Annotated in this window: 8 protein-coding genes; 5 read left to right on the top strand and 3 right to left on the bottom strand. The window is 72.3% G+C overall.

Annotation, left to right across the window (positions count from 1 at the left end; genetic code table 11):
* Positions 1-683, top strand: a 683-nt coding sequence (locus amrb99_RS44430) for a helix-turn-helix domain-containing protein (RefSeq protein ID WP_190868037.1), incomplete at its 5' end; no start/stop codon positions are given.
* Positions 684-801: 118 nt separating this feature from the next.
* Complete coding sequence (locus amrb99_RS44425; protein WP_190868036.1) at positions 802-1,275, top strand: SCP2 sterol-binding domain-containing protein; 474 nt, start codon at positions 802-804, stop codon at positions 1,273-1,275.
* On the opposite strand, the gene amrb99_RS44420 is transcribed toward amrb99_RS44425, so the two are convergent.
* The 3 genes from amrb99_RS44420 to amrb99_RS44410 all read right to left on the bottom strand — a co-directional run bounded on the left by amrb99_RS44420 (position 1,269) and on the right by amrb99_RS44410 (position 4,014).
* A complete protein-coding gene (locus amrb99_RS44420) occupies positions 1,269-2,108 on the bottom strand; it encodes a MerR family transcriptional regulator (RefSeq protein ID WP_190868035.1) in 840 nt (279 codons plus the stop codon). The genes amrb99_RS44425 and amrb99_RS44420 overlap by 7 nt on opposite strands.
* A gap of 122 nt (positions 2,109-2,230) precedes the next feature.
* Positions 2,231-3,025 carry a family 1 encapsulin nanocompartment shell protein gene (locus tag amrb99_RS44415; RefSeq protein WP_190868034.1) on the bottom strand — a complete coding sequence of 265 codons (795 nt, stop codon included), beginning with the start codon at positions 3,023-3,025 and terminating at the stop codon, positions 2,231-2,233.
* A complete protein-coding gene (locus tag amrb99_RS44410) occupies positions 3,022-4,014 on the bottom strand; it encodes a Dyp-type peroxidase (protein ID WP_347257126.1) in 993 nt (330 codons plus the stop codon). The genes amrb99_RS44415 and amrb99_RS44410 overlap by 4 nt, the downstream gene beginning before the upstream one ends.
* A 187-nt stretch (positions 4,015-4,201) precedes the next feature.
* On the opposite strand from amrb99_RS44410, the gene amrb99_RS44405 reads away from it, so the two are divergent.
* The 3 genes from amrb99_RS44405 (at position 4,202) to ctaD (ending at position 7,673) form a co-directional block, all read left to right on the top strand.
* On the top strand, positions 4,202-5,419 hold the full coding sequence (locus amrb99_RS44405) for a zinc-dependent alcohol dehydrogenase (RefSeq protein WP_190868032.1): 1,218 nt from the start codon (positions 4,202-4,204) through the stop codon (positions 5,417-5,419).
* Between the two features lie 29 nt (positions 5,420-5,448).
* Positions 5,449-5,781, top strand: a complete 333-nt coding sequence (locus amrb99_RS44400; RefSeq protein ID WP_190868030.1) for a DUF2795 domain-containing protein — start codon at positions 5,449-5,451, stop codon at positions 5,779-5,781.
* A 203-nt stretch (positions 5,782-5,984) separates the two neighbouring features.
* Entirely contained in the window at positions 5,985-7,673 is a 1,689-nt protein-coding gene (ctaD, locus tag amrb99_RS44395; RefSeq protein ID WP_190868029.1) for a cytochrome c oxidase subunit I, read from the top strand.
* Positions 7,674-7,734 lie beyond the last annotated feature (61 nt).

The following is a 7,734-nucleotide window of genomic DNA, read 5'->3' as shown; positions in this document are numbered from 1 at the left end:
GGCCGTTGCCGCGCCGCGCCGCCGCCGTCGCGCTCGCCCCCGGGACGGGACCGGCCCGGCCCCGCTCCCTCCCGCCGCAGGTGCTGGACGGCCGGCACCTCGCCGAGCCGTGCCTGATCGTCCCCGACCCGCGGGACCCGGTGCACCGCCGGACGCTGGAGCCGCTCCTGGCCGGCCTGGCGGCGGCCGTCGGCCCCGCCGTCGAACCGGCCGCGCTCGGCCGGTCGCTGGGCTGGGCACGGCAGGCGCTCGCCCTGGCGGTGGCCGGCGCGCTCGACGACGGTCCCTCCGGCGCACCGCCCCGCGAGGGGCCGATCATCGCCGCCGAGCACGCGCCCACCCTCGTGGTGCTGCGCCACCGCGACCTCGTCGAGCATTCCGCGCGGCGCCGGCTGAATCCGCTGCTGCGGCTCCGGCCGAATCGCCGCACGCAGTATGCGCGGACGCTCCAAGCGGTACTGGAATGCGGATTCAACGCCTCCGCCGCGGCGGCCCGGCTGCACGTCCACCCGCAGACCGTCCGGCTCCGGTTGCGCAAACTCGACGAATTGTTCGGCCCCGAGATCCACGACCCGTCCCTGCACGTCGAACTGCTGATGGCGCTGCGCCTCTGGCTCGCGACGACCCGCCCCGACGGCCAGCCCGACTGGTTCGAGAACGGCCTCGAGAGCCAGCGCGCATAAACCTTCGAATGGGTGAGTACCGCCCCTCGCGATTCCGTCTCCGGTGCAGTTATCAGGCGGTCGCGGAACTGGAATCGTCGGACCGGTGAAAGCGCCGATTCGACCGGAGGGGAACGCCATGAGCGAGACCGTGCCCGACCTCGGGGACACCGAGCAGCTGAAGGCGATGCTGGAGGACGTCGCCTCGCCCGAGCAGCTCCGCGCACTGCTGGACGCGCCCGGCGTGGACGACGAGACGATCGACGGCTTCATCGCGGCCGTCGGCGCGGAGGACGTCCTGGACAAGGTGTTCGGCCTGATGGGCGAGCACTTCGTCGCCGAGCGCGCCGGGAACGACGGCGGCGTGGTCCGCTGGGACGTCACCGCGCCTGGCGGGACGCTGTCCTACGGCCTGTCGATCCGCGATGGCGCCGCCATCGGCGAGCGCGGCGCGCCGGCCGGCCCGAAGGTCACGCTCACGCTGTCGGCGCCGACGCTGCTGCGGCTGTGCGCGGGCCGGCTGAACGGCGTGGAGGGCTTCATGACCGGCAGGATCAAGCTGTCCGGCGACATGATGTTCGGCGCCAAGCTGCCCGGCTGGTTCGACTACTGACCGGTCCCGCCCGCCGCTCCGGCCCCGCGCCCGGCCTCCGGGCGCGGGGCCGTCCGCGTGCGGCGGGCGTCCGGCGCCGGGGGAGTGAGGCCCATGCTCTCGATCTGCCGGGCGAACTCGGCCTGGATCTCGGCGTGCAGCGAGCGGGCCAGCAGCCCCTGCACCGCCTGCATGCCGATCGGCCGGAGCCGCCGGATCACCTCGCCGACCTCGCGGACGTCCCGGTCGCCGGACCGCGCGTCCAGCCCGGCGTGCTCCACGGTCAGCCGGACGAACTGGCGGGCGATGGCGTCCACGTCGCCGCGCAGCCGGCCGGCGATCTCGAAGACGGCCTCCAGCTCGATGCCCGCCTCGACGAGCTCCGCGCCGACCTCCAGCAGCCGCGGGCTCGGCACCTCGTACTCCTCGCCCGTCCACCGGATGAACTCCAGCTCCTCCGCCCGCCCCAGCTTCGGATAGTCGGCGGGCGTCTTGCCCTTGAGCGCGTCCTCCGGGATCTCCGGGTAGAACCGCCGCACGACCTGCGCGAGCGTCATCCGCGCCGGCTCCTCGTCCGACCACGGGTCGTGGATGACCCGCTCCAGGCCGAGCAGGTCGGCGAGGTTGTGGCCGCGCTCCCACGCCGACAGCATCTCGCCGATGCTGGCCAGCGTGTAGCCGCGGTCCTTGAGCCGGGCGATGAGGTGGATCCGCGCCAGGTGGCTGTCGTCGTAGAAGCCGACCCTGCCCTTCATCCGGGGCGGCGGGAGCAGGCCGCGCTCCTGGAAGCCGCGCACGTGCCGGACCGTGGTGCCGGCCGCGCGCGCCAGGTCGTCGATTCGGAAGTCAGCCATGCCCGTCTCTTCGAGTCGGCGGTCGAGCCCCTCATCGTACTCACAAACGCTGGCGCGGTTATCCGCGGTCCATTGAGTCATGGACCGCGGATCCACGGCACATCGCGCGCGGTCGAGGCGGGTCAGCCGAGCGCGACCACGGCCTCGGCGGTGTACGTCAGGAACGTGAACGTCTCCTGGAGGTAGAGCCGGACGCTCGTCGCGTCGTGGGACTCGTAGCCGACCGACAGGTCCTGCCCGACGCGCAGCTCGAAGTCGCCGCCCCGGGTGGACAGCAGGAACGCGCCGGTGATCGCGGGCGCCCAGACGATGTCGCCGCTGACCAGCCGGGCCAGGTGCTCGTGGATCGGGTAGCCGTGGTCGGAGGTCTCGTTCACCGCCGTGTAGGCGTCCGCGCTGAGCGCCAGCGAGTACGGGCCGTCCACGCCCGCCAGCCGCAGCGCCGTCACCGCCCGCGCGACCGCGTTCGGGTACTCGCGCGGCTCGTCCGGCAGCGCGATCGCCGGGTTGGCGGACGCGGCGCGCAGCCCCTCGATGCCGGCCGCGGCGTACCCCTCGAAGATCGCGCGGTCCTCGGCGCGGGCGATCAGCCGGGCGGCGTCCTTGGCGGGCTGCCAGTCCGGGTCCTTCGCGCCGCGCTCCACGTCGTCGACGTCCCGCCGGTCCACGGTGAACGGCACCCGCAGCTCCACCAGCGGGCGCGCCCGCCGCACGTGCGCCGCCACGCCCTCGGCGGGCGCGTCGATCGGGTCGAGGTGCCCGGTGGTGACGGCCGCGAGCGCCACGCCGCCCGGCTCCGGCACGTCCACCAGCCGCCGCCCGGCGAGGTTGCGGGTGACGGTGCGGCGGATCTCCGCCTCCAGGTCGTCCCACGCGGCGGCGGAGATCGGGGCCAGTTCGCGGTGCAGGTTGTTCAAGGTGCGCTCCTCTTCAGGTCGCCGATGCCCAGGGATCCGTCGTCGCTGGGAAGCGGGGGCGGGTCGTCGAGAAAGTCGGCCGTCGGGACGTGGAACAGGGTCCCGGTCACGGCGGTCGAGAAGTCGAGCAGCCGGTCGTGGACGCCGGGCGGGTCGCCGAGGAACATGTTCCGCAGCATCTGCTCGGTGACCTCCGGAGTGGCGGAGTAGCCGATGAAGTAGGTGCCGAACTCGCCGTCGCGCAGGTTCCCGAACGGCATGTTGTCGCGCAGGATCTCGCGCTCCTCGCCGTCCGGGCCCGTGATCGAGGTGAGCGCGACGTGCGCGCCGGGGGCCTTCATCCCGTCGGGGATCTCGATGTCGGACAGCTTGCGGCGGCCGACCGCGTCCTCCTGCTGCTCGACCGTGAGAGCGTTCCACGCCCGCATGTCGTGCAGGTACTTCTGGACGATCACGTAGCTGCCGCCGGCGAACGCCGGGTCCTCGTCGCCGATGACGACGGCGGCGCGGGCGTCCTCGCCGGTCGGGTTCTCGGTGCCGTCGACGAAGCCGAGCAGGTCGCGCTGCTCGAAGTAGCGGAAGCCGTGCACCTCGTCCCGGACGGTGACGGCCCCCGCCAGCCGCTCCATGATCTGCGCGGCCAGCTCGAAGCAGAGGTCCATCTGGTGCGCGCGGATGTGGAACAGCAGGTCGCCGGGCGTGGCCGGGGCGGTGTGCACGTCGCCGCGCAGCTCGGCGAACGGGTGCAGCTCCGCGGGGCGCGGGCCGGAGAACAGCCGGTCCCAGGCGTCCGAGCCGATGCCGGTGACGCAGGTCAGGCCGCCGCCCGGCACCCGGAAGCCGACCGCGCGGACGAGCCCGGCCAGGTCGGGGAGCAGCTCGGCGACCACGGGCTCGCCGCCGGGGTCGACGGTCACCACGAGGAAGATCGCCGAGCCGGTCAGCGGCCCGAGCACCTGCTGGGACGCGCCGGCGCGGGGGGCGCTCACCGGCGGGCCCGCGCGGGCCGGGATGGGCGTGTCATGGCCGACTCCTGACGTGGTCGCGGTCTGCGGCTCACCATTATCCGGTGCGGGTCGGGCGAGCCGTACGGCAGGTGTCTGCATTGTCCATGTTTGTCCTGTGACCTGCGGGAAGGGCGGACGGGAACAGGCCCCGCGAGGGAGGAGCAGAGCCATGAGGGCAGTGGTCTGGCACGACGTCGGCGAGATCAGCCTGGACGAGGTGCCCGACCCGGCCGTCCGCGACCCCGAGGACGCGGTCGTCCGGATCACCGCCAGCGCGATCTGCGGGACGGACCTGCACTTCGTCAGGGGCACGATGCCCGGCATGGAGCCGGGCACGGTCCTCGGCCACGAGGCCGTCGGCGTGGTCGAGGAGGTCGGGCGGGACGTCCGCAACTTCGTGCCCGGCGACCGCGTCGTCATCCCGTCCACGATCGGCTGCGGCCGGTGCTCGTACTGCCGCGCCGGGTACTACGCCCAGTGCGACGTCGCCAACCCGAACGGCCCGTCCGCGGGCTCGTCGTTCTACGGCGGACCCCGGTCGACCGGCCCGTTCGACGGCCTCCAGGCCGAGTACGCGCGCGTCCCGTACGCGCACACCAACCTCGTCGCCATCCCGCCCGGTGTCACCGACGAGCAGGCGCTGATGGTCAGCGACATCCTGCCGACCGGCTGGTTCGGCGCGCGGCTCGCCGAGGTCGGGCCCGGCGACACCGTCGCGGTGCTCGGCGCGGGCCCGGTCGGGCAGCTCGCCGTGCTGTCGGCGCGGATCCAGGGCGCCGGCCGGGTGTTCGTCGTGGACGGGCACGCCGACCGGCTGGAGACGGCCCGGCTGCAGAACGCCGAGACCATCGACTTCAACACCGAGGACCCGGTCGCGGCCGTCACCGACATGACCGGCGGCATCGGCGCGGACCGCGTGATCGACGCGGTCGGCGTGGACGCGGAGAGCCCCGCCAGCGGCCCCGCCGCCGAGGCGATCACCAAGGAGGAGCGGCGCGAGTTCGAGCGCGAGCAGGCGCAGGCCGCGCCGCGCACCGGCCAGCACGGCGCGCAGTGGCGCCCCGGCGACGCGCCCGGCGAGGCGCTCCGCTGGGCGGTGGACATGGTCGCCAAGGCCGGCACCATCGGGATCGTCGGGGTCTACCCGCCGCACTTCACCAGCTTCCCGCTGGGCCTGGCGATGAACCGGAACCTGACCGTCAAGGCGGGCAACTGCAACCACCGCCGGTACGTGCCGGGGCTGCTCAGCCGCATCGCCAAGGGCGGCGCCGACCCGACCACGATCCTCACCCAGCAGGCCCGCCTGCCCGGGGTCATCGAGGCCTACGAGGCGTTCGACCGGCGCGAGCCCGGCTGGACGAAGGTGGCGCTGGAGGTCGCCGGATGACGGCCGGCCGCGACAGGGGGGAGCACACCATGAAGATCGCCGACACGAGACGGGTCGAGCAGCTGCTGGGGGACCTCGCCTTCCCGGCCAGCAAGGAGAGGATCGTCGAGCACGCGCACGCCGAGCGCCCGCTGAGCGAGGAGGAGCGGGTGCTGTCGTCGCTGCCGCTCGGCACCTACGGCAGCGCGGCGGAGGTGCTGCGCTCGCTGCCGGTCGACCCCGACCCGGACCGCACCCCGGCGGAGCAGGCCTACCAGCGGCGGCACCACAACAAGCCGGGCCTCGCCGAGCACATGCGCGACACCGAGCGCCCGCCCGTCCAGGACGAGCTCGGCGACGAGGGCCCCCACTGGCACCCCTGACCCGCCGCCCGTGAGCCGCCGCCACCGCGCGACGGCCCGGTAAGGCGCCGCACCCGCGCTCACCGGGCGGCGCTCACCGGCCCGCACCAGGCCCGCGCGAGGACCGCGCGTGCGCGCCCGCGCGGGCCTGGTGCGGGCGCGCGTTTGAAGGGTCTTTCCCTGGTCATTACCAGCCGTTGGTAGTGACGAGGAGGGGAGCCCGGATGACGGCTGTGGACGGCCCGCCGGACACCAGCGCTGCGGACGCGCTGGCGCGCCATCGCAAGGGGATCAGGATCGGCGACGTTCTCGCCACCACCGACCACAAGGTGGTCGGCTACCTGTACCTCGGAACGTCGTTCGCGATGTTCCTGATCGCCGGGCTGATGGCGATGCTGATGCGGGCCGAGCTGATGCGGCCGGGCATGCAGGTGATGAACGACCTGCAGTACAACCAGCTGTTCACCATCCACGGCACCATCATGCTGCTGCTGTTCGCGACGCCGCTGTTCGCGGGGTTCGCGAACGTCATCGTGCCGCTGCAGATCGGCGCGCCCGACGTGGCGTTCCCCCGCCTCAACACGCTCAGCTACTACCTGTTCCTGTTCGGCGCGATCATGGTGCTGGCGGGCTTCCTGATGCCGGGCGGCGCGGCGGCGTTCGGCTGGTTCTCCTATTCGCCGCTCTCGTCCTCGACGTACTCGCCGGGGCTCGGCGGCGACATGTGGGTGATGGGGCTGGTCGTCTCCGGGTTCGGGACGATCCTCACCTCGGTGAACCTGATGACGACGATCATCGGGATGCGGGCCCCCGGCATGGTGGTGTTCCGGATGCCGATCTTCACCTGGAACACGCTGCTGACCAGCGTGATGGTGCTGATCGCCTTCCCGGTGCTGACGGCGGCGCTGTTCGCGCTGGAGGCCGACCGCAAGCTCGGCGCGCACATCTACGACGGCGCGAACGGGGGCGCGCTGCTGTGGCAGCACCTGTTCTGGTTCTTCGGCCATCCCGAGGTGTACATCGTGGCGCTGCCGTTCTTCGGCATCGTCACCGAGATCCTTCCGGTCTTCTCGCGGAAACCCGTCTTCGGGTACCTCGGCATGGTGTGCGCGACCATCGCGATCACCGGGCTGTCGATGACCGTCTGGGCGCACCACATGTTCGCCACCGGGCAGGTGCTGCTGCCGTTCTTCTCCATGACGTCGTTCATGATCGCGGTGCCGACCGGCATCAAGTTCTTCAACTGGGTCGGCACCCTGTGGAAGGGGCGGCTCACCTTCGAGGCGCCGATGCTGTGGGCGATCGGTTTCCTCGTGACGTTCCTGTTCGGCGGGCTGACCGGGGTGATCCTCGCGTCACCGCCGATGGACTTCCACCTCACCGACTCCTATTTCGTCGTCGCCCATTTCCATTACGTGCTGTTCGGCACCGTGGTGTTCGCGATGTTCGGCGGGTTCTACTTCTGGTGGCCGAAGATGACCGGCAAGATGCTCGACGAGACCTGGGGCAAGATCCATTTCTGGACGCTGTTCGTCGGCTTCCACACCACCTTCCTCGTCCAGCACTGGCTCGGCGCCGAAGGCATGCCGCGCCGCGTCGCGGACTACCCGAAGCAGTTCGCGACGCTGAACCTCGTGTCGTCGATCGGCGCGTTCATCCTCGGCGCGTCCACCTTCGCGTTCCTGTGGAACATCTACCGGACGCACCGCCGTGCCCGGCCGGTCGAGACCGACGACCCGTGGGGCTATGGCGCCTCGCTGGAATGGGCGACCTCGTGCCCGCCGCCCCGCCACAACTTCACGACGATGCCGCGCATCCGCTCCTACCGGCCGGCGTTCGACCTGCACTTCCCGCCGAAGGAGCCTCCGCAGGAGTCCGAGCCGGCGCTCCCGCAGCCCCCCGCCGGCTCCTGAACGAACCCCGACGCGACCCCCTGCAGGCCCATGAACGAAGCCCGACGCAACCCCCTGTAGG

It is taken from the genome of Actinomadura sp. RB99, assembly GCF_014706005.1.
Lineage (GTDB): Bacteria > Actinomycetota > Actinomycetes > Streptosporangiales > Streptosporangiaceae > Spirillospora.
This window is presented reverse-complemented; position numbering and strand designations above follow the sequence as displayed.

Coding starts and splice junctions, on each gene's coding strand:
- amrb99_RS44420 (WP_190868035.1), bottom strand. CDS start 2,108: ATGGCTGACTTCCGAATCGACGACCTGGCGCGCGCGGCCGGCACCACG.
- amrb99_RS44405 (WP_190868032.1), top strand. CDS start 4,202: ATGAGGGCAGTGGTCTGGCACGACGTCGGCGAGATCAGCCTGGACGAG.
- amrb99_RS44425 (WP_190868036.1), top strand. CDS start 802: ATGAGCGAGACCGTGCCCGACCTCGGGGACACCGAGCAGCTGAAGGCG.
- amrb99_RS44400 (WP_190868030.1), top strand. CDS start 5,449: ATGAAGATCGCCGACACGAGACGGGTCGAGCAGCTGCTGGGGGACCTC.
- ctaD (WP_190868029.1), top strand. CDS start 5,985: ATGACGGCTGTGGACGGCCCGCCGGACACCAGCGCTGCGGACGCGCTG.